This window comes from Microbacterium hydrocarbonoxydans (assembly GCF_900105205.1).
Lineage (GTDB): Bacteria > Actinomycetota > Actinomycetes > Actinomycetales > Microbacteriaceae > Microbacterium > Microbacterium hydrocarbonoxydans.
This window is the reverse complement of sequence record NZ_FNSQ01000005.1, coordinates 1,784,600-1,808,689: the sequence shown is the minus strand read 5'-3', so window position 1 is coordinate 1,808,689 and position 24,090 is coordinate 1,784,600. Positions and strand designations below refer to the sequence as shown.

The window sequence follows — 24,090 nt, the reverse complement described above, 5'->3', positions numbered from 1 at the left end:
CGACTCAACCCAGCGCCGAGCGCTGCGGCGCCGCGGCAGTCGTGATCGCAGCGGCCTCGTGCCACGCCTCGCGCAGCGGAGCGACGAGGTCGCGGCACTCGGCGGTCGCTGCACGGTCACGGGAGATGTTCGCCGTGATGAGTCGGCCGGTGAGATAGGTGTAGACACCGCGCAGCTCGGCTGCGCCGTCCCACACATCGGTGAGCGAGCCGTTCAGCTCCGACACGATCCACTGCGCGTGCGTGAGGTGGGTGCCGGCGGCCGGCCAGTCCTCGGCATCCTGCGCGGAGGCCGCTCGGTCGATGTCGACCAGCAGGCGGTCGTACAGCAGGGTGAGCAGACGCTCGGGCGTGGCCGAGGCGACCTGCTGCTCGAGGTACTGCTGCTTGGCCCGATCGAGGGAGGTGAGTGCCATGGGGGGTGCTCCGATGAGGTGCGGTGTCAGGAAGGGTGATCAGGAGTCAGAGGGCGTCAGACCCGCGAGCTGGCTGGTGAGCCAGGAGGACTGCGACTGCAGCTTCGACAGCTGCACCTCGAGCTGCGCGTAGGTGCGCTCGAGGGTGGCCCGGCGCTGCTCGAGCCGCACATCCCAGCGCTCGACCTGGGTCTTGAGGGTCTTGACCTCGTCCTCCTGGCCGGTGATGCGCTGGGTGAGCAGACCGTCGTATTTGTCCGAGTACTGCGTGGTGACTGTCTGCACGCGGGCGGAGACCGAGGAGAACAGCTCCTGGGTTCCCTCCGGGTCCTCGGCCAGCGCCGCGGCGAACTTGTCGGCGTCGAACGACAGCACGCCCTTGTCGCTCACGGTGATGCCGATGCTCGAGGGCGAGACGCCGTCCACCGGATGCTGCACGGCGTTCGCGAGCGCACCGCGGAGGTTGCGCACGGTGCTGTCTCCCGTGAAGACGCCGAGCGTCGTGGTCTCACCGACTTCGCCGACCGTCGCCTTCGAGCCGTTGTCGATGCGGGTGAGGAGCGCCGCGATCTCCTTGACGAATGCTTCGGCCGTCGCGCTCTGCTTCTTCGCATCGCGCGCCACCGACACCGTCACGGGCTCGGCGCTGACCCTGGTCACGGTGACCTCGATGCCCTCGCCGACGGAGATCGTGTTGCTCGCACTGTTCAGAGTCTGCTCGGCCGCGGTGCCGGCGAAGAGTCGGATGCGGGCGTCCGCGCCCTGCGTGAGGACGGCGGCTCCCGGCTCGCCGACGAGGTCTGCCGCCGTGCCGCCGGCGACCTGGGCAGCGGTCCCCCGGTACGCGGTGAAGGCGCCGACCTCTCCGGTGGCGGACGAGGTGAGCTGGATGCGCGAGAGCGGCTTGCCGTCGGCATCCGTCCCTGCGGGGACCACGGTGGCGCTCACGCCGGCCTTCGACGCGTTGATCGCCTTCGCCAGGTCCTGTGGACCGGTGCCGACGGGCGTCACCTCGATCGCCTCGCCGTCCGAGCCGACAAGGGTGAACGTGCCGCCCCAGGCGGTCGCCCCCGCAGCGGCGGTGACCACGGAGTGCGAGGTCGCGACGGCGTCGACGACGATGGCGGTCGAGAATGCGCCCGCCTTCGCCCCGGCCGTGACGGTGACAGTCTCGGACGACGAGGTCGCCGTGAACGACGCCAGAGACGTCGGCGCCGCTGCGGTCTTCGCCTTGTCGACGAGCTCCTGCAGGGTCTTGTTCAGCGACTGCAGGTTGGTGATGACCGAGTTGCGGTCCGCGATCTTGTTCGTGATCAGCGTCTTGGGGATCGCCGAGACGTCCATCAGCGCCTTGATGAGCTCTTCGGTCTTGAGCCCTGATACGAGTCCGTCGAGTTTCATCCGGTCGTCTTCCGTGCGATGCGGTCAAGGGGGTCCTACAGGAAGGCGCCCGAGCGGAGGTGAGTCCGCCCGGGCGCCCTGTGCGCCTCAGGCGCAGCGGCTCAACGGAGCAGCTGCAGGACGCCCTGGCCCGACTGGTTCGCCTGCGCGAGCATGGCGGTGCCGGCCTGCTGCAGGATGTTCGAGGCGGTGTACTTGACCATCTCGGCTGCCATGTCGGTGTCCGCGATGCGGCTCTTGGCCGCGGCGAGGTTCTCGGCCGAGACCTGGAGCGAGTTGATCGTCGACTCGAAGCGGTTCTGCACAGCACCGAGGCCGGCGCGAGCCGTCGAGACGTTGGTGATCTGCGCGTCGACGGCCGCGATCGTGGTGAGCGCGTTCGCGGCGGTGTCGACCGTGAGCGCACCGATCGTGGCACCGAGACCCGAGAAGTTGGTCAGCGTGACAGCGATCTGGTCCTCGGCGGCCTCGGAGCCGGCGCCGACCTGGAACGTCAGGGTGTTCGCGCTGTCGAGCAGCTTGATCCCGTTGAAGTTCGTGCTGGCGGCGACGCGGGTGAGCTCCTCGCCGAGCGAGTTGATCTCGGTCTTGATGGCGCCACGCGACTCGGCGTTGTTCGAGTCGGAACCCGCCTGCACGGCGAGGTCGCGAACGCGCTGCAGGATCGAGTGCACCTCGGTGAGAGCACCTTCTGCAGTCTGGATGACCGAGATGCCGTCCTGCGCGTTGCGGGCTGCGACGTTCAGGCCGTTGACCTGCGAACGCAGACCCTCGGAGATGGCCAGACCGGCGGCGTCATCGGCTGCGCGGTTGATGCGCAGACCGCTCGAGAGCTTCTCGAGCGACTTCGAGACGTCGTTCTGGTTGACGGACAGGTTGCGGTACGCGTTGAGTGCACCGACGTTGGTTGCGATCTGAAGACCCATGAGAATTCCTCCGTGGTTATGGGGCTGGATGCGGGCCCATCCGTGGGCCTGCACAACCGACATTCGCGACAAGCGTCGGCGGCGTAACCACCGATCCAGAAGAATCTGGGCTGCCTCACACGGCGGCGAGAAGGCCGCGAGTGCGGTCGCCGTCGCGAGTGCCGAGTTCTACGGGCAGCGGGCCGAACAGCGCCTCGAAGAACTCCGCCTTCGCCTTGGTCGATCGGTCGCCGGTCGTGCCGTCCTCCCAGGCCTCCATCGCCTCGCGCATCAGGGCGAGTCCCCGTGAGCGCAGCTTCGAGACGTAGGCGTGACTGACCGCGAGCTCTTCGGCGATGTCCTTGACCATGCGGTCTTCGAGGTAGATGCCGCGCACCACCTGCTGCATCGCGGCCGGAAGCGCGTCGACGATCCGGTTCACCATCGCTCGCGTCTCGGACTGCTCGACGGCATGCTCAGGGAGGATGACGCTGTCGGTGAGATCGGCGGCCTGACGGCCCGTTTCCACGTCGAAGTGCTCTTCGAAGCTGATCGCCGTGCGCACCATCTCGTCGAGCTGCAGCATCTCGCCGACCGCGTCGACCGAGAGCCCCGACTCCCGCGCGAGCTCGGCTGTCGTCGCGGGGCGACCCGTCCTCGCGAGCAGTGTCTCGGCGGCCACGCGCACGCGCTCGATCTTGTCGCGGCCGCGCTCGCCTGCGGGGTCGGCTCTGCGCATCTCCGAGAGCATCGCCCAGTTGATCTGACTGCTCGCGAAAGCGCCGAACGGGATGCCGCGGGATGCATCGTAAGACAGCGCCGCACGGGCGAGACCCAGGCGGGCGGCCGAGAGCAGATCGTCGAGGTCGAGATGTGTTGCCGAGCGAGCCTTCTCGACCGCGAGGAACGTGGCCAGCGGCATGTTCTCGCGAGCCAGCTGATCAGGCGTGGGCGCCGGCGTGGCAGCTTGTCCGGAATCAGTAGAAACCGCAGTATTACTCAGCAATGCGACTCCGTAGCTAGATCAACTGTTTTACGAGTGAAGCTAGCACGAAGTTCGCGTTTATGAGTAAAAAACGGCCATACGAATTCGGGGCCTAACGCCCGTGCGGGTCAGAGCGTGGCGGTGGCATCGTAGTCCGGGCGGTCCCAGGCCTCCTCCGCAGGCATCGCCGCCGGCCGCTCGATCCGTTCTCGGATGTCCTCCACACTCGCCGAGTTGTCCGGCGGCTCTACGTCCGAGTGCGTGGACTCGGTCATCAGTACCGTGCTCACGTTCAACAGCAACGACGCCTCCACCGTGTTGCCGTCCGGACTGATCGAGCGCAGGGTGACCGTGTCCGCCTTCCCGGTGTCGGCGACGACCCTGGCGTACTCGAGGAGCACGTCGGCGGCATCGTCGCCCATGAACAGGGACTTCTCGCCATACGTCACGTGTTTCATGCCCGCACGCTACGACCGCCACCGCCGGTCGATCTGGGGTCTTGACACATCAGGGAAGCGCGAGGCAGAGAGCGGTCTCGCGCGGCCCGCGCGGATTATCCTCGCCGATCCTGCAGATGGAAAGCCCTTATCGGACCGAGCGCCGAACGGTTTGCCTGGGCATCCATCCAGAACCGATCAGAGAGGCAGACATGTTCTTCCATCGTCAGGAACTCCAGTTCGCGGCCACACCCGATGCACCGGATGCCGTCTACGCACGAAAGCTCCAGGAGGTGCTCGGCGGTCAGTACGGCGAGATCACCGTGGCCATGCAGTATCAGTTCCAAGCCTGGAACATGCACATCCCCGGCAAGTACCGGGATCTGGTCTTCGGCATCGGCGCCGAGGAGATGGGTCACGTCGAGATGCTCGCCGTCATGATCGCGCAGCTGCTCGAGAAGTCCCCGCTGGGGATCACCGAGGATGCCGTTCAGGACGACCCGACGGTCGCCGCGATCATCGGCGGCACCGACGTCCAGCAGGGCATCGTCGCCGGCGCCGGCGCCCGACCCGTCGACAGCAACGGCAACCCCTGGCAGGGGTCGTACATCACGTCGAGCGGCAATCTGCTGGCCGACTTCACGGCCAACGCGAACGCCGAGATGCAGGGCCGAGTGCAGGTGGCCCGGCTCTATCACATGACCGACGACCACGGAGTCCGGGACATGCTCGGCTTCCTGCTCGCCCGCGACACGATGCACCAGAACCAGTGGCTGGCGGCCGTCGAGGAGCTCAAGTCCGAGGGGGCGGAGACGCTGCCCGTGCCGAGCAACTTCCCGCTATCGAAGGAGCACCGCGAGGTGTCGTACCAGTACCTCAACTTCAGCGATGGTGCTGCCGCCGCCGAAGGCACCTGGGCGAGCGGTCCGACGCCAGACGGACACGGCGAGTTCAGCTACCACGAAGGCCCCACGACGACGGCGACCATGCCGCCGCCCACCCATCCGGATGCGCGCTTCTACGGCACCACCGAGCTGCCGAACGTCGTCGAGAAGGTGGCCGGCGCCGTGCAGGACATGACCCACAAGGAGTGAGACCGCGACGTCCGGTCGGGGCCGCCGCTGCGGGGTGGCCCCGACCGGCAGAGCGTCACGCGGCAGCACCCGTCGACCACGAGAAGGAGAGCATCACGATGACCACGTTCCACCCACGGACGGGGGCGCGCGCATGAAGGCGATGGCGTACCGCGGACCGTACAAGATCCGCGTCGAGGAGAAGCCGGAGCCTCGTATCCAGCATCCGAACGATGCCATCGTCCGGGTGACCAGGGCCGCGGTCTGCGGCTCCGACCTGCACCTGTTCCACGGCATGATGCCGGACACCCGCATCGGCCATACCTTCGGTCACGAGATCGTGGGCATCGTCGAGGAGGTGGGCTCGTCGGTGCAGACCCTGAAGCGCGGCGACCGCGTGATGGTGCCCTTCAACATCTACTGCGGGTCGTGCTACTTCTGCAGCCGCGGCCTGTTCTCGAACTGCCACAACGTGAACCCGAACGCGACGGCCGTGGGTGGCATCTACGGGTACTCGCACAGCACCGGCGGGTACGACGGCGGCCAGGCCGAGTTCGTGCGCGTGCCGTTCGCGGATGTCGGTCCATCGGTCATCCCCGAGTGGTTGAGCTCCGAGGATGCTCTGACGCTCACGGACGCGTTCTCCACCGGATACTTCGGCGCCCAGCTCGCGGACATCGCGCCTCGCGACACGGTGGTCGTGTTCGGGGCCGGTCCGGTCGGCCTCGCGGCCGCGCGGTCTGCCTGGTTCCTCGGGGCGGGCCGGGTGATCGTGGTCGACCACATCGACTACCGGCTCGAGAAGGCGCGCACCTTCGCGTTCGCGGAGACGATCCACCTCGCCGAGGTCGCAGACATCGTCGTCGCGCTGAAGAAGGCGACGGGCCATCTGGGCGCCGACGTCGTGATCGACGCGGTGGGTGCCGAGGCCGACGGCAGCGTCGTGCAGCACCTCACCGGCGCCAAGCTCAAGCTGCAGGGCGGATCCCCCGTCGCCGTCAACTGGGCCATCGACTCCGTGCGCAAGGGCGGCACCGTCTCCCTCATCGGCGCCTACGGACCGCTGCCCTCTGCGGTGCGGCTGGGCGACATCGTGAACAAGGGGCTGACGGTCAGAGCCAACCAGGCTCCGGTCAAGCGACAGTGGCCGCGCCTGCTCGACCACATCCGAGAGGGGCACGTGCGTCCGGGCGAACTGCTCACCCATCGCTTCCCGCTGGAGCACATCGCCGAGGCCTATCACGTGTTCTCGTCCAAGTTGGACGACTGCATCAAGCCGCTCATCGTCGTCGGAGAGGAATGACCATGCCGTACAAGGCGGAAGGACCGCAGCTCGCACCCTCCGAGGAGGAGCTCCGCGACCGGATCCCCGGATGGGGCACGGACCTCGCCCCCGAGCATCGACGGACCTGGCAGCAGCGCGATGACCTGCCGGACACGGGGGCGCGGTGGGAGTTCCCGGAGAGACAGGACGAGGACCCGCATCGGGAGAAGTCGATCGAGCACTCGATGCTCCCTCCGGTGTTCGGCACGGCGCAGCCGCTGCACGGCCTCTCGGGCGCCATCCGCCGCATCGCGTACGACCGGTTCAGCGAGACCAAGAACGCGCGCTGGCTGCTCCTCGTGCTCGGCGACCGAGTGGATGCGGTGACCGCGCATGCGCGGTCGCTGCTCACGCGACGCCCGGATGATCCGATCACCCTCACCGGGGTGATGGCCGAGGCGGATCATCGCCCGATCGCCTCGCGGTTCGGCCGCGGTCGCCTCGACCTGCGACACGCGTGGCTCGATCCCATCATCGTGGTCGGCCCGTGGGTGTTGGCGGGCGCTCTCCTCGTGAGCGCCGTCCGGCGCGTGCTGCGCTGAGGTGGACCTGAGGGTCGATCGCGGTCGATCAGCTCCGGCATCCGCTCGTCGATGTACTCCGCGACGGGGTCCGTGCCCCGCTGCTCCTCGTGTGCGCTGGTCATGCGCCGAGGATGCGTCGAGACACTGCCCGAGCCGCAGGGTCTTGACGCGGTCGCGAGTGCGACGCTATCCGTGCGGGTGCGTCCGCCACCTCGCGGCCTGCTCCAGGATCACCGCGGCCACGTCAGCCGGCGCGGAGCGCTGCACGACATGATGGCGTCCGGAGATCTCCACCAGCTGTGCGCTGCGGGCGCTCGCCGCGAGTCGCCGACTCCACGACGGACCCGCGACGGGGTCCTTCGCGCCGCGGAGCACGAGGACGGGCACGTCGAGGTGGCGGATCCTGTCCTCCGTCGGGTAACGCAGCATATGCCGCACCTGCCGCAGGTACCACCGAGGTCCGCTCCGCACGTAGTCGCTGAACACGATCCAGTTCGTCGGCAGCGACTCCCCGAGGGTGTCGCGGGCGAGCCCGACCGCCTGGGCACCGAGTGAGCGGTGCGCGTCGTCGACGACCGGACCGATCACCACCACCCCGGTCACCGGTGCCGCACCCTGCAGCACCGTCTCGATCGCCCACTGCGCTCCCATCGAGTGCCCGACGATCACCACGGGTCCCGTGCACACCCCTGCCAGCACCCGCACCACGGCTCTCGCCATCCGCACGATGTCGACGTCGTCGGACGGCTTGGGGAGGCCGCCGAAGCCGGGGAGGTCGAGAGAGACGACCCTGGTGGATCGGGCGAGCGCCTCGTGCAGGCGAGCGAGGTAGCGGTGGGACATGCCGATCCCGTGGATCAGCACAAGGGTCTCGCCGCCGTCGTCCGGTCGGCTCTCGATCACCCGAAAGTGGAGGCCCTGCACCGTGAGGCGCCGCGCGGTGTCGAGTCGATCACGGTGACGCACTGCACCCTCCTCTCTGCCTGCGCGGGACGGCAGCGAACGCAAGCCTGTCACCGAGCGCGGCTCTCCAGGATCTGGAGCCAGTCGGCGGGGAGGCGGTCCGCAGGACCGGGGACCGTCTGGGAGAGCGGATGGCTCGTCGGCTCGGCGAGCGCCGGTCCCTCGAACGTCGTCTCGTCGCGGTAGTCCCAGAACCAGTCCTCGCCGGGTTCGAAGCTCTGGATCACGGCATGGCCGCTCTCCTTCCAGTGGTGCGTGGCGTGGGTGCCGAGCGAGTCGTCGCAGCATCCGATGTGCCCGCACGCCGCACAGCGGCGAAGGTGCACCCACCACGATCCCGTGGCCTCGCATTCGACGCATCCGGTGCCGCTGGGTGGGCTGTCGACCTGGATCATGTCCCCGTTCGCTGTCATGCGACCATCTTCGCGTCTCTGACGCCGACACGACAGTCCCCGGATCGCATCCGCGACACCTGCGCGACCCGCTCTCCTCCCCCTAGAATCGGTGCTCTCCCCCAAGGAAAGAAGGCGATCATGGCAGTGATCTCCCGCGGCTTCGGAGCACGCAGACGCGAGTCCGACGACCGCCTGCCTCCCGGGCAGTACCTGACCGAGGACTTCCCGGTCCTCTCAGCAGGTCCCACCCCGAGGATCGACACCGACACCTGGGAGTTCGTGGTCGTCGGACTCGACGGCATCCGCCGCACCTGGTCGTGGGACGAGCTGCTCGCGCTGCCCGTCGACACGATCACGACCGACATCCACTGCGTGACGCGGTGGTCGAAGCTCGGCACCCACTGGCGGGGCGTGTCCCTCGATCATCTGCTGCAGGATGCCGGTGGCGGAGACTTCACCCGGGTGTTCTCCTACGGCGGGTACACGACCAACGTGCCGCGGGCCGATCTCACCGGCGGCAAGGCGTGGATCGCCGTCGAGTTCGACGGTCAGCCTCTCGCCCCCGAACACGGCGGACCTGCGCGGCTGCTGGTGCCCCACCTCTACTTCTGGAAGTCGGCGAAGTGGGTGCACGGCCTGGATCTGCTGGAGAAGGACGAGCCGGGATTCTGGGAGCAGAACGGCTACAACATGTACGGCGATCCGTGGAAAGAGGAGCGGTACTGGTGACGACGGCGTCGACCTGGCTCGTCGCGCGCGTGGTCGGCGTCCGCGACGCCACCTCGCACGGCCGCATCCTCGAACTGCGGGTGGACGGGTGGCCGGGCAACCTCGCCGGCCAGCACGTCGACGTGCGCCTGACCGCGGAGGACGGCTACCAGGCGGTGCGCTCGTACTCGCTCGCGTCGTCCGGCGACGCCGACATCCTCGAGCTCGCCGTCGACGAGGTCCCCGACGGCGAGGTCTCCCCCTATCTCGTCGAGGACGTCCGCGCGGGCGATGAGCTCGAGGTGCGCGGCCCCATCGGCGCCTACTTCGTCTGGACCCCCGACCGCCCGGAACCGGTGCAGCTGATCGCCGGTGGATCCGGCATCGTGCCGCTGCTGGCGATGGCCCGCGTACACGCCGGGTCCACGAGCACAGCACCGATGAGGATGCTGTACTCGGTCCACTCCCCCGACGACGCCTTCTACGCCGACGAGCTCGACGGTCTCGTGGGCGGTTCCTTCGCGCTCGACTGGGCGTACACGCGCACCGCTCCCCCGAGCTACGCGCGTCCTGCAGGAAGGGTGGATGCGGCGACGATCCTCGCCTCCACGATCCCGCCGTCCGAGAACCCCGCGGTCTACGTGTGCGGTCCGACCGGGTTCGTGGAGGCCGTCGCAGACCTGCTCGTCGCGGCGGGGCACTCGCCCGACCGCATCCGCACCGAGCGCTTCGGAGGCGCCTGATGGACACTCCTCACACGACGCATCACACCGGACATCGCGACAGGGTCGACGGCAACGCCGCCGGTGGACTCCTGCTCGAGCTCTTCGGCACCGACATGACCACGGCCCGCGCCTCGTGCGCTCACTGCGAGCGCGACGCGGAGCTGGCGGATGCCGTCGCGGAGCTCGACGACGCCTGCCTGATCCTGCTCTGCCGCGGATGCGGCCACACGCTGCTCACCTGTCTGCGCGACGACGGGCGCTGGACTCTCACGATCGGCGGCCTCGCCCGCCTGCAGTGGCCGGCGGTGCCGCAGTAGGCGAGCTGCGCTCTGCGCGAGGGGCGGGTGACGGTGGGCCCTGCCGGGATCGAACCGACGACATCCACGGTGTAAACGTGGCGCTCTACCAGCTGAGCTAAAGGCCCTGGTGCCCTCATTCTACAGACGAGCGGATGCGCGCTGATGTCGTGGAAGGGGGATAGGCTGATGGCGGCACGCGTTGTGCACAGCCGACAAGGCTGCCCGCGTCGCTTCCCGTTTCAATGGCATGACCTGCCAGCTTGACGAAAGGCTCCCCCGTGACTGTGCACGACCAGGATCCGTACTCCCAGGGCCCCCTCGACAGCGATCCGGAAGAGACGGGCGAGTGGCAGCAGTCGCTCGACGAGCTCGTCGACGCCAAGGGTCACGGTCGTGGCCGCGAGATCATGCTCAGCCTGCTCAAGCGCTCCAAGGAGCTGCACCTGGGCGTGCCGATGGTCCCAACCACCGACTACATCAACACGATCGCTCCCGAGAACGAGCCCGAGTTCCCCGGTGACGAGGAGATCGAGCGCCGCTACCGGGCGTGGATCCGCTGGAACGCCGCCATCACGGTGCACCGCGCACAGCGCCCCGGCATCGGCGTCGGCGGTCACATCTCGACCTACGCGTCCTCCGCCGCGCTCTACGAGGTCGGCTTCAACCACTTCTTCAAGGGTGCAGACCACCCGGGTGGCGGCGACCAGATCTTCATCCAGGGCCACGCCTCCCCCGGCACCTACGCGCGCTCCTACCTCGAGGGTCGTCTGAGCGAAGACCAGCTCGACGGCTTCCGTCAGGAGAAGTCGCACGCCCCGCACGGCATCCCGTCGTACCCGCACCCGCGTCTGATGCCGGAGTACTGGCAGTTCCCGACCGTGTCGATGGGCCTCGGTCCGATCAACGCCATCTACCAGGCGATGTCGAACAAGTACCTCGAGAACCGCGGCATCAAGGACACCTCCGCCTCGCACGTCTGGGCTTTCCTGGGCGACGGCGAGATGGACGAGGTCGAGAGCCGCGGCCAGCTGCAGGTCGCTGCTAACGAGGGCCTCGACAACCTCACCTTCATCGTCAACTGCAACCTACAGCGACTCGACGGCCCGGTGCGAGGCAACGGCAAGATCGTCCAGGAGCTGGAGTCGTTCTTCCGCGGTGCCGGCTGGAACGTCATCAAGGTCGTGTGGGGTCGCGAATGGGACGACCTGCTCGCCCGCGACACCGAGGGCGCGCTGCTCAACCTGATGAACGTCACCCCCGACGGCGACTACCAGACGTACAAGGCCGAGTCCGGCGCGTACGTCCGCGAGCACTTCTTCGGTCGCGACGAGCGCACGCTCGAACTCGTCAAGGACTACTCCGACGACGACATCTGGAACCTCAAGCGCGGTGGCCACGACTACCGCAAGGTCTACGCCGCGTTCAAGGCCGCGACCGAGCACAAGGGCAAGCCCACCGTCATCCTCGCCAAGACCGTCAAGGGCTACGGCCTGGGTCCGCAGTTCGAGGGTCGCAACGCGACCCACCAGATGAAGAAGATGACGCTGGACAACCTCAAGACGTTCCGCGACGCGATGCACATCCCGGTCACGGACGCGCAGCTCGAGGAGAACCCGTACCTGCCGCCGTACTACAACCCCGGCCCCCAGGACGAGACGATCCAGTACATGCTCGAGCGCCGCAAGGCTCTGGGCGGCTTCCTGCCCGAGCGTCGCTCCACGCACGTCGGACTCTCGCTGCCGGACGACTCGGCGTACCAGCTGCCCAAGAAGGGCTCCGGCACGCAGGAGATCGCCACGACCATGGCGTTCGTGCGTCTGCTGAAGGACCTGCTGCGCTCGAAGGACTTCGGGCACCGCATCGTCCCGATCATTCCGGACGAGGCGCGCACGTTCGGCATGGACGCCTACTTCCCGACGGCGAAGATCTACAACCCGAACGGCCAGCACTACACCTCGGTCGACCGTGAGCTGCTCCTCGCCTACAAGGAGAGCCCGCAGGGCCAGATCGTGCACGTCGGCATCAACGAGGCCGGCGCTCTCGCGGCGTTCACCGCTGCGGGCACGTCGTACGCCACCCACGGCGAGCCGCTGATCCCGATCTACCTCTTCTACTCGATGTTCGGCTTCCAGCGCACGGGCGATGCCCAGTGGGCCGCCGGAGACCAGATGGCACGAGGCTTCATCATCGGCGCCACCGCCGGCCGCACCACTCTCACCGGTGAAGGTCTGCAGCACGCCGACGGCCACTCGCACCTGCTGGCGGCGACGAACCCGGCGACGGTGTCGTACGACCCGGCCTACGGCTACGAGATCGCACACATCATGCGCTCGGGTCTGGAGCGCATGTACGGCGGCTCGCACGAGGACCCGAACGTGATGTACTACCTCACGGTCTACAACGAGCCGCTCGTGCAGCCCGCCGAGCCGACGGATGTCGACGTCGAGGGCATCGTGCGGGGCATCCACCGCGTGTCCGTCGGCGAGGGCGAGGGCCCCCGCGCCCAGCTCTTCGCGTCGGGTGTCGGACTCCCCTGGGCCCTCGAGGCGCAGGAGCTGCTGAAGAACGACTGGGGCGTGATCGCCGACGTGTGGTCGGTGACCTCCTGGACCGAGCTGCGCCGCGACGGCCTCGCCGCCGACGAGCACAACTTCCTGCACCCAGAAGAGGAGCCGCGCACGGCCTACCTCACGCAGAAGCTGCAGGGTGTCGAGGGTCCGGTCGTCGCAGTGAGCGACTTCATGCACGCCGTGCAGGACCAGATCCGCCCGTGGGTCCCGCAGCGTTTCGCGACGCTCGGCGCCGATGGGTTCGGCTTCTCGGACACGCGCGCCGCGGCCCGTCGCTTCTTCAAGATCGACGGTCCCTCGATCGTCGTCCGCACGCTGCAGTCGCTCGCCGAGGACGGGGTCGTCGACCGCTCGCTCGCCGCGCAGGCCATCCAGAAGTACAGCCTGCACGACGTGAACGCCGGCACCAGCGGCAACGCGGGCGGCGAAAGCTGAGCCATCGGTGACGGGTTCCTCTTCGCGCGGTATGGACAAGACCGCGACGCTCACCTGGCTGCGTCGGATCTCCGGCGACATCGCCTCGGTGACGATCAAGCGACTCGAGGACACCCTCTCCTGGTACGCCGACATGCCACCAGCCCGCCGCTCTGCGGTCGGGCTGGTGGCTCAGGCCGGCATCACCTCGTTCATCCAGTGGTACGAGGACCCCACGTCCACGCCGTGGATCGCGGCCGACATCTTCGCCGCCGCTCCCCGTGAGCTGCTGCGCAGTGTGAGCCTGCAGCAGACGCTGCAGCTGATCCGCGTGACGGTCGAGGTCACGGAGGAACGGGTCGCCGGCCGCGGTGACGACCTGCGTGAGGCGATCCTCCTGTACTCGCGTGACGTGGCCTTCGCCGCGGCCGACGTGTACGCACGGGCCGCCGAGGCCAGAGGTCTCTGGGACGCCCGTCTCGAGGCGCTGGTCGTCGACTCGATCCTCACCGGGGAGGCAGACGAAGAGCTGCCCAGCCGCATCGCCGCCCTCGGATGGCACGGTCATGGCGAGGTCGCCGTCTTGGTCGGCACGACCCCTCCCCAGTTCGACGTCGACCTGGTCCGTCGTACGGCACGCAAGCTCGCCGTCGACGTCCTGATCGGCGTGCAGGGCTCTCGCCTGGTGCTCGTGATCGGCCGCGCCCGCATCGCCGGTCAGGAGGTGCCGGAGGGCGAGGAGGAAGAGCTCGGCTTCGAGGAGATCGCCTCTCGCCTCGAGCCCTTCTTCGGCCCCGGCTACGTCGTCCTCGGCCCGGCGGTCGCCGCCCTCGTCGACGCGAGCCAGAGCGCACGCGCGGCCCTGGCAGGCTTCGCCGTCGCCCGTGCCTGGCGCAGCGCGCCTCGGCCGGTCGAGGCGGACGACCTCCTCCCCGAACGCGCGCTCGCCGGCGACCCTCTCGCCAAGCAGACGCTGATCGAGCGCATCTATCGCCCGTTGCAGGCGCACTCGACGGACCTCGTCACGACGCTGTGGAGCTACCTCGACAACGGACGCTCGCTCGAGGCGACCGCCCGCGAGCTGTTCGTGCATCCGAACACGGTCCGCTACCGCCTGAAGCGGGTCAGCGAGGTCATCGGATGGGATGCCACGGGTCCGCGCGAAGCGCTCATCCTGCAGACCGCCCTCATCCTCGGGTCGATTGGCGCAGCCGAGCAGGTCCGCCGACGTACTCCGCTGCGACGTCCCGGCCGCTGATCGGCTACGGAACAGCCCCAGCTGTGCGCCACACACAAGGGTTCTTCAGAATCTTGTGATGGATCATCCACCACTTCGGGCCGATCGTTGGCAGACTGGGGGATGTGATTGTCGTCGTATGCCCAGGACAGGGCTCGCAGACCCCCGGTTTCCTCTCCCCCTGGCTCGAGCTGGACGGCGTGACGGAAAGCCTCGCCGCGTACTCCGAGGCCGCTGAGGTCGACCTCCAGCAGCACGGCACAGTGTCGGATGCCGACACGATCCGAGACACGCGCATCGCGCAGCCTCTGATCGTGGCCGCGTCGCTGATCGCGGCGGGGGCTCTCTCCGCCCGCGCGAACCGTCGCGCCGACGGTGTCGCCGGACACTCCGTGGGCGAGATCGCCGCGCTCGTCGAGAGCGGTGTCATCGACGCGGAGACGGGCATGCGCCTCGTCGGCATCCGCGGGCGTGCGATGGCCGATGCCGCAGCCCAGACTCCCACCGGTATGAGCGCGGTGCTCGGCGGTGACGAGGACGCGGTCCTCACCCGTCTCTCCGAGCTCGGCCTGTCCCCCGCCAACTACAACGGCGGCGGCCAGCTCGTCGTCGCCGGAGAGCTCGCGGGGCTCGACGCCCTCGCCTCCGAGCCCCTGAAGGGCACCAGGGTGATCCCGCTGCAGGTCGCCGGTGCCTTCCACACCTCGTTCATGGAGTCCGCCGTCGCAGCGCTCCGCGACGCCGTCTCGACCGTCACGCCCTCGGACCCGGAGATCACGCTCTGGACGAACCGTGACGGCTCGGTCGTGACCGACGGCTCCCAGGCGCTCGGCTACCTCGTGGACCAGGTGTCGTCGCCGGTGCGGTGGGACCTCTGCATGGCGTCGTTCGCCGATCGGGGCATCACCGGGCTGATCGAGCTCGCCCCTGCCGGAGCCCTGACCGGCCTCGCCAAGCGCGGCCTGCGCGGAGTCCCCTCCGTCGCCGTGAAGACCCCCGAAGACCTCGACGCGGCGGTCGCGCTGCTGAACGGAGACGCCGCATGAGCGCCACGCTGAACCAGATCACCGGTCCCGCCTACACGCGCATCTACTCGTACGGCGCCGCCAGGGGCGAGAACGCCGTGCCGAACGACGACCTGATCGGCCCGATCGACTCGAGTGACGAGTGGATCCGCCAGCGCACCGGCATCGTGACCAGGGTCCGCGCCGACAAGGGCACGGATGCCATCGACCTCGCCACCACCGCCGCGGCCGAGGCGATCGAGAAGTCCGGCGTCCCCGCCGACCAGGTCGACCTCGTGATCGTCGCCACGATCAGCAACCCGAAGCAGTCGCCGTCGGTCTCCGCGATCGTCGCCGACCGCGTGGGTGCGAACCCGGCCGCCGCTTACGACATCAACGCGGCCTGCGCCGGCTACGCCTACGCGGTCACCCAGGCGGATGCCCTGATCAAGTCCGGTGCCGCCCGGTACGCGCTCGTGATCGGCACCGAGAAGCTCTCCGACATCGTCGACCCGGCCGACCGCAGCATCTCGTTCCTGCTCGGCGACGGGGCCGGGGCCGCGCTGATCGGCCCAAGCGACACGCCGGGTATCGCGCCCGCAGTGTGGGGCTCGGACGGTTCCAAGGCCGACGCGGTCGGCATGAACGGCACCCTGACCGAGTTCCGCGACGGCGAGGTGCCATGGCCGACGCTCCGCCAGGAGGGCCAGACGGTCTTCCGCTGGGCGGTGTGGGAGATGGCGAAGGTCGCCCGCGAGGCGCTCGATCGGGCGGGCGTCGAGCCCACCGACATCGCCGCGTTCATCCCGCACCAGGCCAACATGCGCATCATCGACGAGTTCGCCAAGCAGCTCAAACTGCCCGAGACGACCGTGATCGCCCGCGACATCGAGACCACCGGCAACACCTCAGCCGCCTCGATCCCGCTCGCCAGCCACCGGCTGATGGCCGAGCATCCCGAGCTGTCCGGCGGCCTGGCACTGCAGATCGGCTTCGGAGCCGGTCTCGTGTTCGCCGCTCAGGTCGTCGTCCTTCCCTGAGAACGCGCCGACTTTCCCTAGACTGTTCCACGGTTCCGAATACAACCCGTAAGAAAGAGGAAGACCACATGGCTTTCACCAACGATGAGGTCCTCGCAGGCCTCGCAGAGCTGATCACCGACGAGACCGGCATCAACGCCTCCGAGGTCGCCCTCGAGAAGTCGTTCACCGACGACCTCGACATCGACTCGATCTCGATGATGACGATCGTCGTCAACGCCGAGGAGAAGTTCGGCGTCACCATCCCCGACGACGAGGTCAAGAACCTCAAGACCGTCGGCGACGCGGTCAACTTCATCGTCGCAGGCCAGGAGTAATCCACGCAGGATGCCACCCCCGCGCCAGCGGGGCGTGGCATCCTCCGCCCTGCCCGCCTTCTGCTCGACCCGCCTGACAAGGAACCACACATGACCAAGCGCATCGTCGTCACCGGCATCGGCGCCACGTCCGCCATCGGCGGGACCGCCCCCGACAACTGGGCCAACCTGCTCGCAGGCAAGTCCGGTACCCGCACTCTCGAGCACGACTGGGTGCAGCAGTATGAGCTTCCCGTCACCTTCGCGGCAGAGGCCATCGTCCGCCCCGAGGAGGTCCTGCCACGCCATGAGGCTAAGCGACTCGACCCCTCGTCGCAGTTCGCCCTCATCGCGGCCCGCGAGGCCTGGGCGGACGCCGGATCCCCCGAGGTCGCTCCCGAGCGTCTCGGCGTCGACTTCGCCACCGGCATCGGCGGCCTCTGGACCCTCCTCGACGCGTGGGACACCCTGCGTGAGAAGGGGCCCCGCCGGGTGATGCCGCTGACCGTCCCGATGCTGATGCCGAACGCGGCCGCCGGCAACCTGTCGCTCCAGTTCGAGGCCCGCGCCTACGCGCAGACCGTCGTGAGCGCCTGCGCGTCCAGCACCGAGTCGATCATCCACGCCTTCCACCACCTGCAGGACGGCCTCGCCGACGTCGTGATCGCCGGTGGCACCGAGTCCGCCATCCACCCGATCACGATGGCGTCGTTCGCGTCTGCACAGGCACTGTCGCGCCGCAACGACGACCCCGCGACCGCCTCCCGGCCCGGCGCGATCGACCGTGACGGCTTCGTCATGGGCGAAGGCGCGGCAGCGCTCATCCTCGAGACCGAGGAGCACGCCAAGGCGCGCGGAGCGAAGATCTACGGCTACGTCCTCGGCGGCGGAGTCACCGCCGACGCATACCACATCACCGGCAACGACCCCGAGGGCAACGGTGCAGCGCGCGCCGTCACGCAGGCTCTCGACGAGGCCGGCATCACCGCCGACCAGGTCACGCACATCAACGCTCACGCGACGTCGACCCCGGTCGGCGATCCCAACGAGTACGTCGCGCTGAAGAAGGTCTTCGGCGATCGGATCGACGAGATCCCGGTGTCCGCGACCAAGGCGTCGACCGGCCACCTGCTCGGCGGCACCGGCGCCCTCGAGGCGATCTTCTCGCTCCTCGCTCTCCGCGACCGCGTCGCCCCGCCGACGATCAACATGACCGAGCCCGACCCGGCCGTGCCGTTCCGGCTCTCCGGCGAGCCCACCCCTCTGGGGGACGGCCCGCAGATCGCGATCAGCAACTCGTTCGGCTTCGGCGGTCACAACGCCGTCGCGGTCTTCGCCAGCGCCGACTGAGGCACCGAGTACACCCATGAGAGCGGCCCCCGGGGAACCGGGGGCCGCTCTGCTGCGTTCAGGATGGGCCGCGGGTCAGGGGGTCCGAGCGAGAACCAGGGAACGCGCCTGTCGCAGGCGCGTCGTCCAGGGCAGGAACCAGCCGATCAACGGCCCCACGCCGAACGCGAACAGGACCGTGCCGACGCCGACGGGTCCGCCGAGCAGGAAGCCGATGAGCAGCACGCTGCCCTCGATGAGGGTGCGCACCAGCCACACCGGCCAGCCGGTGACCCGCACGAGCCCGGTCATGAGCCCGTCGCGAGGGCCGGGGCCGAAGTCCGCGGCGATGTAGAGGCCGGTCGCGAACGCGAGCAGCACGAGGCCAGCCACGAACATGGGAGCCCCCACCCAGAGCGACGACGGCTCGGGAAGGACGGCGAGGGCGAGGTCGGCGCTCGGCCCCACCAGCAGCGCATTGAGCAGGGTTCCCAGCCCCACGCGCTGTCGCAGCGGGATCCACAGCACCAGCACGAGCAGCGAGACGAGCACCGTGACGACCCCGTAGCCGATCCCTGCCTGTCCGGCGACGCCGAGGGCCAGGACATCCCACGGAGCCACTCCGATGCCTCCGCGCACCATCAGCCCGAGGGCGACGCCGTACAGGAAGAGTCCGACGAGCAGCTGCACGACGCGCTCGACGAGATCGCGCGGACTCGTGGCTCGGATCGGGAGGAAGACGGAGGTGAAGCGCATCCCTCCATCGTGGCCCCACCCGACACCTGCCCCGCGATACCACTCGGCGGAAAGTGGCCTGCTTTCTTCGGTCCACTTTGCGGCATGCTGGAACCATGGCCTCTCGACTCGTCCAGCAGCTCGGCGCGCACAACACCGCGGGAGCGACCGCCACGGCATTGGCCGGCCAGATCAGGGCGCTGGTCCTCGATGGTCGCCTGACCGTCGGAGAGCGCCTCCCCAGCGAGAGAGCGCTCGCCCTCGAGCTCCGGCGCTCGCGCTCCACCGTGACACGCGCTTACGGCCTGTTGGAGCAGGACGGCTACGTGTCGCGCCTGCACGGCGGCGGCACGCGCGTCGCGCTGCCGCACACCACCGTCTCCGCTCCCGCAGCGGACGACGACTCCGCGATCGATCTCTCGATCGCGTCGATGGACTCCACACCAGGGCTGTACGACGCGACCGTGCGCTCCCTCCCCCGTCTCGCGGCACTGCGTGGCACCAGCGGATACTCGCTGCGGGGACTCCCCGAGCTGCGCGAGGCCGTCGCGCGGCGCTTCACCGAGCGGGGCGTCGAGACCGACGCCGATGAGATCATCATCACCTCCGGGGCCCTCAACGCGTTCCATCTCGTGCTGGCCACCGTCGGCAGACGGGGCGAGCGGGCGCTGGTCGAGCAGCCCACGTTTCCGCATGCGCTCGAGGCACTGCATCGGCACGGCTATCGGATGCTCCCGACCCCCGTCGACGTCGATGGCTGGGACGAGCGGCATCTCACCGACACCCTGCTGCGCGAGCGTCCGCACGTCGCATACCTGATCCCCGACTTCCACAATCCCACCGGGGCGACGCTGTCGGACGCAGCGAGGTCGCGCATCGCCACCTCGGCCCGCCATGCCGGGACGCACCTGATCGTGGACGAGACGACCGCGGAGCTCGACATCGACCGCGGGTGGTCGCCGCAGCCGATGGCCGCCTTCAGTCCGGCGGTGATCACCGTCGGCTCGATGTCGAAGATCGCGTGGGGAGGTCTGCGGATCGGATGGATCCGCGCGGAGCGGTCGCTCATCGCGCGTCTGCTCGCCACCCGTCCGTCGTTCGAGCTCGGGACGGCCCTGCTGGAGCAGTGCATCGCCGCAGAGCTCCTGCAGGAGATGCCGGCACTCACGTCGCACGTCGCCGAGCGTCTGCGGGCAGGGCGTGCGGCTGTCGCCACCGGACTCGCGAGCATCGGCACCGGCATCCCCCTCCCCCTGACCAGCGGCGGCCTCTCGACCTGGCTCGACCTCGGCGCGCCCGTCTCGACCGCACTGTCGTTGGCTGCGCGCGACCGCGGGCTCATCCTTCCGCCAGGTCCCCGCTTCTCGACGGGCGGCGTGCTCGAGCGACGACTGCGGCTCCCGATCACCCTGACCCCGGAGCGGACGGCCGAGGCGATGGACCGCCTTCGGCTCGCCTGGGACGACGTCATGTCCGGTGCCTCGTCGATCCGCGAGGAGATGCCGCGCTCGGCGGTCATCTGATCCGACATGACGAGGACCCCGCCCCCCTGAGATCAGGGACGGGGTCCTCGTCATGTGGAGCAGGTATTCGCCTTCTCAGCGTCCGGGATCACTCACCGGCATCCGATACTCGCGCCTTCCCGCTCCAGGTCTCTGTGCCGGGCTACCCCACCTTGTGGAGCCACACCACCCGTGCGTCGTCGCTCGCATGCCGGAACGGCTCGAGCTCCTCGTCCCAGGCGGAGCCGAGGGCGATGTCGAGCTCACGCTGCAGCTCGGTCGCGCTGCCGGCCGCGATCTCCATGGCGTAGCGGATGCGGTCCTCGCCGATCACGATGTTGCCGGCCGCATCCGTCTGGGCGTAGTGGATGCCGAGGTCAGGTGTATGCAGCCAGCGACCGCCGTCGCTGCGCGGCGTCGGGTCCTCGGTCACCTCGAAACGCAGGTGCTCCCAGCCGCGGATCGCGGTCGCGAGAACGGCACCCGTGCCGACCGGGCCGTCCCAGTAGAACTCGGCTCGGCGTGCACCGTCGAGCACGGGCTGGTCGCTCCAGTCGAAGTTCACCGCACGACCGATAGCGCGTCCGACCGCCCATTCCAGGTGCGGGCAGAGCGCGCGAGGGGCAGAGTGGATGAACACCACTCCGCGTGCGTAAGCCGTCGCCATGATCTCTCCGTTTCATCAGGTGCGTCTTCCCCAACGACCTGAACCACGAGAACTGGCGAGAATATGCGGTTATGCGCCCATTCTCGCCCAGACCAGGCGAAATCACAAGCATGTGATTCGACGACGAAGGCCCCGGTCTGCGGGACCGGGGCCTTCGGACCGTCACCGGTCCCGATTCAGACGAGGATCATGCCTCGCTCATGGCCTGCTTGACCTGCTGGCCCTTGGCGGCGTAGTACGCGGCGCGAGCGGCATCGCGACGAGCCTGCTCCGCGTAACCCGCCTCGAGGACGTCCTGCGGCACCTCGACGTTGGGCACGTCCTGGGTGCCGTGGTACTTCTCGATGTAGGCGTCGAGCTCGGGGCCCGAGGTCCACGAGGTGATGAGGCAGTAGCGCGGCTCGGTGCCCACGTGCGTCGCCGCGTGCCAGAGACGCTGCGTGTCGACGATCAGCTGCGCACCGGCCGGCAGCGCGATGCGGTACTCGATGCTGGGGTCCGTGCGGTTCTCACGCAGGACGAAGAAGCTGTCCTTGTCGTCGCTGAGGTTGAAGAACCCGCGCACGACCCAGCCGGTGCCGTCGGGGTTCAGACGGTTGTTGTCGTCCTGGTGCAGGTTGTACAGGCACTCGCCGTACGGGGTCGGCTGCAGCTCGATGACGCGGCAGCGACCGACGTTGGCACCGGGCTCCTGCGCGCGACGCGTCAGGTTCGGAGCCTTCGCGGTCTGCGAGTCGATCCAGACGCCGTCCTTGTCGGTGCGCGGCGGCTTGTGGTTCCAGAAGCCGTTGCACTCGATCTCGCCCTTGGCGCTCGCGAGCGGCGCGAAGCGGGTGTCGCCCGAGGACTTCCAGTCGTTGTACTCGATGTCGAGCCACTCCTTGGGGTCGAGCTCCTGGTCATAGCTGTCGAGGACGACGAAACCCTTGTCTTCGAGGGCTTTGGACTTGATGTATCCCATGATCTGAACCAGATCCTTTCATCGGGGGCCAGCACGTTTTAACAGGCCCTGATAAGGCAAGCCTAACAGTGCGCCTCTGGAGCGCCGCCGAGGGCCGCCGTGAATAAGCGAATAGACTGATCCGGGCGCCTGGCGACTCCTCGGCGCCGGGCGTTACGGGAGGACGAGACACCAGCATGAGCACTGCGACCAACGTCGAGGCGACAGCTGTCAACACGATCGAGTGGCTCGCACAGGACTCCACGACCATCGTCGTCCCGGTGTATCAGCGTCAGTACCGCTGGGACATCGGCGGCTGCGAGCAGCTGCTGGCGGATGTCAGGGCGGTCGCGCGACAGGATGCCTCGCATCGCCACTTCATCGGCTCGATCCTGTCGGCCGCCGACGACTCCGACGCCGACACCGACCTCGTGCTGATCGACGGCCAGCAGCGCATCACCACCCTCATGCTCCTGGTCGCGGCGCTCCGCCACGCGGTGCAGGACTCCTCCCCCGAACTGGCCGCCGAACTCGACCGGGTGCTCGTGCGGCCGGACGACAGGTCGCGCACCAAGCTCCGGCCGCACGCCGCGTGGGCCGAGCTGTACGAGTCCGTCGTGCTCGAGCGCGGCGATCACGCCGACCGCGAGTCCCGGTTCGACGATAACTACGCCTTCTTCCGCAGCCAGGTGCACGCCGATGAGGCCCCGCTGATCTGGAGCGGACTCCGACGGCTCGAGCACGTCTCCATCACCCTCGAGGCCGAGGCGAACGCACAGCAGATCTTCGAGAGCCTCAACTCCACGGGCGAGCCGCTGCGCGATCACGAGCTGATCCACAACTACATCCTGATGGGACTCACGCACGCCGAGCAGCTCGACGTGGAGGCGCGCTTCTGGCTTCCGATCGAACGCCACACCGGCGAGACGATCGGCGCGTTCTGGCGCCACTACCTCGTGATGACCACCGGGCGCGAGGTTGCCGCCAACGGCGAGCACGGCGTGTACAGCGCGTTCCGGCAGTCCTTCCCCCGCGTCGACGTCGAGCACCTGCAGGCGGATGCCGAGGTCTGGCGTCACTACGCCGAGATCTACGGCGTGCTGCTCGACCCGTCCCTCGAACAGGATCCCGAGATCGCCCGGCAGCTGCGCCATGTCAACACCTTCGGGCGCGCGGCCTATCCGCTCGTGCTGAGCGTGTACAGCGATCATGCCCATGGACTCATCGGGCGGGACGAGCTCCTCGAGACCCTCGAGTGGATCCAGGCGATGTATCTGCGCCGCACGCTCGTGAACCTCCCGAACGAGCGCCTGGTCGCGCGTCTCTGTCGAGCCAGGGCGAACGGCCGGGACGCGCTGGCTCGCGCCTTCGCGCGGATCACCCCGTCGGACGAGCGCGTGAGCGCCGTGCTGAAGTACAGCGAGCTCCCGCATCCCGCCTATGTGCTTGGTCGCATCGAGGGGGTCGACGATCCGGACGACTTCGACGTCGAGCACATCGTGCCGACGGTGCCGAGCGACAGCTGGTCCGGCGATGGCCTGCGTCCGTGGATCGAGTACTCCGACGACGAGCGCAACGCGCACCGCGCCCTCGCTCCCACGCTCGGCAACCTGACCCTGCTCGAGCAGGGGCTCGCTGAGCGTGTGTTCGGGGAGTCCTATGCCGTGAAGCGCGACACCGCGTACGCGCGCAGTTCGGTTCCCGAGACGAAGGCTCTCCAGTCGTCGCCCGTGTGGGGTACCGCCGCCATCTCGGAGCGCACGGTGCGCCTCACCGCCGACCTGCTGCGGATCTGGGCGCGCCCTGCACTCCCGGAGATCGACGACGACGGGCTCACGCCGATCCTCGACGCGGTGCGGCGCCGAGGGTGGCCCGCCGGGTGGGAGCGCGAGTTCGAGTACGTCGAGTACCGGGGCGAGCGCTGGGAGGTCTATGACGTCAGGCATCTCTTCAACCGCGTCTTCCGTCGTGCCTGGACCGACACCCGAGAGGCAGCGGTCGCCTACTGCCGCACGCACGGCGGTCCGATCTACGATGACAGGGCCTGGAAGGGTCAGTGGGACCAGCTCGACGACTCGCACCACCTCTACATGGGGTGGGATTCGAACTACATGATGAACGCGGTACAGGGCGTGCTCCACGAGGCGGGCATCGCCTCGGAGGTCTTCGTCAAGTACTCCTACATCGGGAATGTGATGTGAC

General features: G+C 68.6%; 24 protein-coding genes and 1 tRNA gene. 14 read left to right on the top strand and 11 right to left on the bottom strand.

The window, feature by feature from the left end; translation table 11 throughout:
• Window positions 1-4: 4 nt before the first annotated feature.
• From fliS to BLW44_RS09005, 5 genes are all read right to left on the bottom strand, one after another.
• Window positions 5-415: a flagellar export chaperone FliS gene (fliS, locus tag BLW44_RS09025; protein WP_060926062.1), complete on the bottom strand. Its 411-nt coding sequence runs from the start codon at window positions 413-415 to the stop codon at window positions 5-7.
• A 39-nt stretch (window positions 416-454) separates the two neighbouring features.
• Window positions 455-1,816 carry a flagellar filament capping protein FliD gene (fliD, locus tag BLW44_RS09020; RefSeq protein ID WP_060926063.1) on the bottom strand — a complete coding sequence of 454 codons (1,362 nt, stop codon included), beginning with the start codon at window positions 1,814-1,816 and terminating at the stop codon, window positions 455-457.
• Between the two features lie 101 nt (window positions 1,817-1,917).
• Window positions 1,918-2,742 carry a flagellin N-terminal helical domain-containing protein gene (locus BLW44_RS09015; RefSeq protein WP_060926064.1) on the bottom strand — a complete coding sequence of 275 codons (825 nt, stop codon included), beginning with the start codon at window positions 2,740-2,742 and terminating at the stop codon, window positions 1,918-1,920.
• Window positions 2,743-2,857: 115 nt separating this feature from the next.
• Window positions 2,858-3,727, bottom strand: coding sequence for a sigma-70 family RNA polymerase sigma factor (locus tag BLW44_RS09010; protein ID WP_276326152.1), 870 nt, complete (start codon window positions 3,725-3,727; stop codon window positions 2,858-2,860).
• Window positions 3,728-3,834: 107 nt separating this feature from the next.
• Complete coding sequence (locus BLW44_RS09005) at window positions 3,835-4,164, bottom strand: hypothetical protein (protein ID WP_139305260.1); 330 nt, start codon at window positions 4,162-4,164, stop codon at window positions 3,835-3,837.
• Between the two features lie 191 nt (window positions 4,165-4,355).
• Here BLW44_RS09005 and BLW44_RS09000 point away from each other — a divergent pair, with 191 nt between their 5' ends.
• The 3 genes from BLW44_RS09000 to BLW44_RS08990 all read left to right on the top strand — a co-directional run bounded on the left by BLW44_RS09000 (window position 4,356) and on the right by BLW44_RS08990 (window position 7,082).
• Window positions 4,356-5,237 carry a manganese catalase gene (locus tag BLW44_RS09000; protein WP_060926067.1) on the top strand — a complete coding sequence of 294 codons (882 nt, stop codon included), beginning with the start codon at window positions 4,356-4,358 and terminating at the stop codon, window positions 5,235-5,237.
• 133 nt (window positions 5,238-5,370) lie between these two features.
• Window positions 5,371-6,519: a zinc-dependent alcohol dehydrogenase gene (locus tag BLW44_RS08995; protein ID WP_060926068.1), complete on the top strand. Its 1,149-nt coding sequence runs from the start codon at window positions 5,371-5,373 to the stop codon at window positions 6,517-6,519.
• A 2-nt stretch (window positions 6,520-6,521) separates the two neighbouring features.
• The gene (locus tag BLW44_RS08990) at window positions 6,522-7,082 is read left to right on the top strand and encodes a hypothetical protein (RefSeq protein WP_060926069.1); all 561 of its coding nucleotides are present in this window, start codon (window positions 6,522-6,524) and stop codon (window positions 7,080-7,082) included.
• Window positions 7,083-7,250: 168 nt separating this feature from the next.
• Here BLW44_RS08990 and BLW44_RS08985 read toward each other — a convergent pair whose 3' ends face one another.
• Together BLW44_RS08985 and BLW44_RS08980 are read right to left on the bottom strand one after the other, a co-directional pair.
• Window positions 7,251-8,030: an alpha/beta fold hydrolase gene (locus tag BLW44_RS08985; RefSeq protein ID WP_060926070.1), complete on the bottom strand. Its 780-nt coding sequence runs from the start codon at window positions 8,028-8,030 to the stop codon at window positions 7,251-7,253.
• 47 nt (window positions 8,031-8,077) lie between these two features.
• Window positions 8,078-8,440, bottom strand: coding sequence for a UBP-type zinc finger domain-containing protein (locus BLW44_RS08980; RefSeq protein WP_060926071.1), 363 nt, complete (start codon window positions 8,438-8,440; stop codon window positions 8,078-8,080).
• Between the two features lie 120 nt (window positions 8,441-8,560).
• On the opposite strand from BLW44_RS08980, the gene BLW44_RS08975 reads away from it, so the two are divergent.
• The 3 genes from BLW44_RS08975 to BLW44_RS08965 are packed head-to-tail and all read left to right on the top strand — an operon-like array spanning window position 8,561 to window position 10,172.
• Window positions 8,561-9,151 (top strand): sulfite oxidase-like oxidoreductase, encoded by a 591-nt coding sequence (locus BLW44_RS08975; RefSeq protein WP_060926072.1) that lies wholly within the window; start codon window positions 8,561-8,563, stop codon window positions 9,149-9,151.
• Complete coding sequence (locus BLW44_RS08970) at window positions 9,148-9,873, top strand: ferredoxin reductase (protein WP_174521339.1); 726 nt, start codon at window positions 9,148-9,150, stop codon at window positions 9,871-9,873. Before BLW44_RS08975 ends, BLW44_RS08970 begins: the two co-directional genes overlap by 4 nt.
• Window positions 9,873-10,172 (top strand): DUF6510 family protein, encoded by a 300-nt coding sequence (locus BLW44_RS08965; RefSeq protein WP_074731720.1) that lies wholly within the window; start codon window positions 9,873-9,875, stop codon window positions 10,170-10,172. Before BLW44_RS08970 ends, BLW44_RS08965 begins: the two co-directional genes overlap by 1 nt.
• 34 nt (window positions 10,173-10,206) lie before the next feature.
• On the opposite strand, the gene BLW44_RS08960 is transcribed toward BLW44_RS08965, so the two are convergent.
• Window positions 10,207-10,279 (bottom strand) — tRNA-Val (locus BLW44_RS08960).
• Between the two features lie 153 nt (window positions 10,280-10,432).
• On the opposite strand from BLW44_RS08960, the gene aceE reads away from it, so the two are divergent.
• The 6 genes from aceE to BLW44_RS08930 all read left to right on the top strand — a co-directional run bounded on the left by aceE (window position 10,433) and on the right by BLW44_RS08930 (window position 18,065).
• The gene (gene aceE, locus BLW44_RS08955; RefSeq protein ID WP_060926074.1) at window positions 10,433-13,159 is read left to right on the top strand and encodes a pyruvate dehydrogenase (acetyl-transferring), homodimeric type; all 2,727 of its coding nucleotides are present in this window, start codon (window positions 10,433-10,435) and stop codon (window positions 13,157-13,159) included.
• A 31-nt stretch (window positions 13,160-13,190) separates the two neighbouring features.
• The gene (locus BLW44_RS08950; RefSeq protein WP_060926075.1) at window positions 13,191-14,396 is read left to right on the top strand and encodes a PucR family transcriptional regulator; all 1,206 of its coding nucleotides are present in this window, start codon (window positions 13,191-13,193) and stop codon (window positions 14,394-14,396) included.
• A 104-nt stretch (window positions 14,397-14,500) separates the two neighbouring features.
• The gene (locus BLW44_RS08945) at window positions 14,501-15,421 is read left to right on the top strand and encodes an ACP S-malonyltransferase (protein ID WP_060926076.1); all 921 of its coding nucleotides are present in this window, start codon (window positions 14,501-14,503) and stop codon (window positions 15,419-15,421) included.
• Complete coding sequence (locus BLW44_RS08940) at window positions 15,418-16,419, top strand: beta-ketoacyl-ACP synthase III (RefSeq protein WP_060926077.1); 1,002 nt, start codon at window positions 15,418-15,420, stop codon at window positions 16,417-16,419. The genes BLW44_RS08945 and BLW44_RS08940 overlap by 4 nt, the downstream gene beginning before the upstream one ends.
• Window positions 16,420-16,487: 68 nt before the next feature.
• The gene (locus BLW44_RS08935; RefSeq protein WP_017202249.1) at window positions 16,488-16,736 is read left to right on the top strand and encodes an acyl carrier protein; all 249 of its coding nucleotides are present in this window, start codon (window positions 16,488-16,490) and stop codon (window positions 16,734-16,736) included.
• A gap of 90 nt (window positions 16,737-16,826) precedes the next feature.
• On the top strand, window positions 16,827-18,065 hold the full coding sequence (locus tag BLW44_RS08930) for a beta-ketoacyl-[acyl-carrier-protein] synthase family protein (protein ID WP_060926078.1): 1,239 nt from the start codon (window positions 16,827-16,829) through the stop codon (window positions 18,063-18,065).
• Between the two features lie 75 nt (window positions 18,066-18,140).
• Here the strand turns inward: BLW44_RS08930 and yczE are convergent, their stop codons facing one another.
• Complete coding sequence (gene yczE / locus BLW44_RS08925; protein ID WP_060926079.1) at window positions 18,141-18,800, bottom strand: membrane protein YczE; 660 nt, start codon at window positions 18,798-18,800, stop codon at window positions 18,141-18,143.
• 95 nt (window positions 18,801-18,895) lie between these two features.
• Between yczE and yczR the strand changes: the two genes are divergently transcribed.
• Complete coding sequence (yczR, locus tag BLW44_RS08920; protein ID WP_060926080.1) at window positions 18,896-20,302, top strand: MocR-like transcription factor YczR; 1,407 nt, start codon at window positions 18,896-18,898, stop codon at window positions 20,300-20,302.
• 142 nt (window positions 20,303-20,444) lie between these two features.
• On the opposite strand, the gene BLW44_RS08915 is transcribed toward yczR, so the two are convergent.
• Entirely contained in the window at window positions 20,445-20,948 is a 504-nt protein-coding gene (locus tag BLW44_RS08915; RefSeq protein ID WP_060926081.1) for a DUF3145 domain-containing protein, read from the bottom strand.
• 187 nt (window positions 20,949-21,135) lie between these two features.
• Complete coding sequence (locus BLW44_RS08910; RefSeq protein ID WP_060926082.1) at window positions 21,136-21,909, bottom strand: hypothetical protein; 774 nt, start codon at window positions 21,907-21,909, stop codon at window positions 21,136-21,138.
• Window positions 21,910-22,085: 176 nt separating this feature from the next.
• Between BLW44_RS08910 and BLW44_RS08905 the strand changes: the two genes are divergently transcribed.
• The gene (locus BLW44_RS08905) at window positions 22,086-24,089 is read left to right on the top strand and encodes a DUF262 domain-containing protein (protein ID WP_060926083.1); all 2,004 of its coding nucleotides are present in this window, start codon (window positions 22,086-22,088) and stop codon (window positions 24,087-24,089) included.
• Window position 24,090 lies beyond the last annotated feature (1 nt).

Excerpts from the sequence above, each read along its gene's own strand:
- fliS (WP_060926062.1), bottom strand. The coding sequence starts at position 415 with ATGGCACTCACCTCCCTCGATCGGGCCAAGCAGCAGTACCTCGAGCAG.
- fliD (WP_060926063.1), bottom strand. The coding sequence starts at position 1,816 with ATGAAACTCGACGGACTCGTATCAGGGCTCAAGACCGAAGAGCTCATC.
- BLW44_RS09015 (WP_060926064.1), bottom strand. The coding sequence starts at position 2,742 with ATGGGTCTTCAGATCGCAACCAACGTCGGTGCACTCAACGCGTACCGC.
- BLW44_RS09005 (WP_139305260.1), bottom strand. The coding sequence starts at position 4,164 with ATGAAACACGTGACGTATGGCGAGAAGTCCCTGTTCATGGGCGACGAT.
- BLW44_RS09000 (WP_060926067.1), top strand. The coding sequence starts at position 4,356 with ATGTTCTTCCATCGTCAGGAACTCCAGTTCGCGGCCACACCCGATGCA.
- BLW44_RS08995 (WP_060926068.1), top strand. The coding sequence starts at position 5,371 with ATGAAGGCGATGGCGTACCGCGGACCGTACAAGATCCGCGTCGAGGAG.
- BLW44_RS08990 (WP_060926069.1), top strand. The coding sequence starts at position 6,522 with ATGCCGTACAAGGCGGAAGGACCGCAGCTCGCACCCTCCGAGGAGGAG.
- BLW44_RS08980 (WP_060926071.1), bottom strand. The coding sequence starts at position 8,440 with ATGACAGCGAACGGGGACATGATCCAGGTCGACAGCCCACCCAGCGGC.
- BLW44_RS08975 (WP_060926072.1), top strand. The coding sequence starts at position 8,561 with ATGGCAGTGATCTCCCGCGGCTTCGGAGCACGCAGACGCGAGTCCGAC.
- BLW44_RS08965 (WP_074731720.1), top strand. The coding sequence starts at position 9,873 with ATGGACACTCCTCACACGACGCATCACACCGGACATCGCGACAGGGTC.
- BLW44_RS08950 (WP_060926075.1), top strand. The coding sequence starts at position 13,191 with ATGGACAAGACCGCGACGCTCACCTGGCTGCGTCGGATCTCCGGCGAC.
- BLW44_RS08940 (WP_060926077.1), top strand. The coding sequence starts at position 15,418 with ATGAGCGCCACGCTGAACCAGATCACCGGTCCCGCCTACACGCGCATC.
- BLW44_RS08935 (WP_017202249.1), top strand. The coding sequence starts at position 16,488 with ATGGCTTTCACCAACGATGAGGTCCTCGCAGGCCTCGCAGAGCTGATC.
- BLW44_RS08930 (WP_060926078.1), top strand. The coding sequence starts at position 16,827 with ATGACCAAGCGCATCGTCGTCACCGGCATCGGCGCCACGTCCGCCATC.
- yczE (WP_060926079.1), bottom strand. The coding sequence starts at position 18,800 with ATGCGCTTCACCTCCGTCTTCCTCCCGATCCGAGCCACGAGTCCGCGC.
- yczR (WP_060926080.1), top strand. The coding sequence starts at position 18,896 with ATGGCCTCTCGACTCGTCCAGCAGCTCGGCGCGCACAACACCGCGGGA.
- BLW44_RS08915 (WP_060926081.1), bottom strand. The coding sequence starts at position 20,948 with ATGGCGACGGCTTACGCACGCGGAGTGGTGTTCATCCACTCTGCCCCT.
- BLW44_RS08910 (WP_060926082.1), bottom strand. The coding sequence starts at position 21,909 with ATGGGATACATCAAGTCCAAAGCCCTCGAAGACAAGGGTTTCGTCGTC.
- BLW44_RS08905 (WP_060926083.1), top strand. The coding sequence starts at position 22,086 with ATGAGCACTGCGACCAACGTCGAGGCGACAGCTGTCAACACGATCGAG.